The sequence below is a fragment of the Blautia sp. DFI.1.216 genome (assembly GCF_020594215.1).
GTDB classification, from domain to species: domain Bacteria; phylum Bacillota; class Clostridia; order Lachnospirales; family Lachnospiraceae; genus Blautia_A; species Blautia_A wexlerae.
In genome coordinates, this window is the sequence record NZ_JAJDML010000173.1 from 1 (window position 1) to 472 (window position 472).

The 472-nt window shown below is 38.6% G+C and carries 1 protein-coding gene; it reads left to right on the forward strand.

Annotation, left to right across the window (positions count from 1 at the left end):
* Positions 1–351, forward strand: a 351-nt coding sequence (locus tag LJE11_RS19300) for a transposase (protein ID WP_173700348.1), incomplete at its 5' end; no start/stop codon positions are given.
* Positions 352–472 lie beyond the last annotated feature (121 nt).

A 472-nucleotide genomic window follows, 5' to 3' on the forward strand; every position in this document is an offset into this window, starting at 1 on the left:
GGTCCACAGCTTATGGCTGAGATCGGTGATGTAACCAGATTCACGCATAAAGGAGCCCTTACTGCATTCGCCGGAGTTGATCCTGGGGTAAACGAATCTGGTTCCTATGCACAAAAAAGCGTCCCAACATCCAAACGTGGATCTTCAAATTTAAGAAAGACTCTTTTTCAAGTAATGGATGTTCTTATCAAAACCATGCCTCAGGATGATCCTGTATATCAATTCATGGACAGAAAACGCACCCAGGGTAAGCCTTACTATGTTTATATGACTGCAGGTGCTAATAAATTTCTCAGAATATACTATGGACGAGTGAAAGAATATCTTTCTGTTCTTCCTGATCCAAGCTAATTCAAAACTTTTACTTTCAGACCAGCACTGGTTGTGGTGGCCTTATTTTAATGCCTAATTTTTAACCTGTAAAGTTTTTTAACTTTCTTCAATTTTAGTATTGACTTTTTATTTGCAGGCT